Raw genomic sequence first — 749 nt, forward strand, 5'->3', positions numbered from 1 at the left:
GCTTCCCTCGATGAGTGGCTCTACAACGGTGGTCCCTACCAACTGGTGATTTTCCACTTCCTGATCGGCATCTTCTGCTACATGGGTCGTCAGTGGGAACTCAGCTACCGCTTAGGGATGCGTCCTTGGATCTGCGTTGCTTACTCTGCACCCGTTTCCGCCGCCTCCGCCGTGTTCCTCATCTACCCCATGGGTCAAGGTTCCTTCTCCGACGGTATGCCCCTGGGTATCTCCGGAACCTTCAACTTCATGTTGGTGTTCCAAGCCGAGCACAACATCCTGATGCACCCCTTCCATATGTTGGGTGTGGCGGGTGTCTTCGGTGGTGCGTTGTTCTCCGCCATGCACGGTTCCTTGGTGACTTCCTCCTTAGTGCGGGAAACCACCGAAATCGAAAGCCAAAACTACGGCTACAAATTCGGACAAGAAGAAGAAACCTACAACATCGTTGCAGCCCACGGCTACTTCGGTCGTCTCATCTTCCAATACGCTTCCTTCAACAACTCCCGCGCCCTGCACTTCTTCTTAGGTGCTTGGCCCGTGATCGGGATTTGGTTCACCGCTCTGGGTGTGTCCACAATGGCATTCAACCTGAACGGTTTCAACTTCAACCAGTCTGTTCTGGATAGCCAAGGTCGCGTCATCAACACCTGGGCGGACATCCTGAACCGCGCTAACCTCGGTTTTGAAGTGATGCACGAACGCAACGCCCACAACTTCCCCTTAGATTTGGCTTCTGCTGAGTCTGC

General features: G+C 54.3%; 1 protein-coding gene. It reads left to right on the forward strand.

What is annotated here, in order from left to right:
- Positions 1-749, forward strand: a 749-nt coding sequence (locus tag VB712_RS10830) for a photosystem II q(b) protein (protein ID WP_323254577.1), incomplete at both ends; no start/stop codon positions are given.

Source organism: Spirulina sp. CCNP1310, from assembly GCF_034932185.1.
GTDB lineage: Bacteria > Cyanobacteriota > Cyanobacteriia > Cyanobacteriales > Spirulinaceae > Spirulina.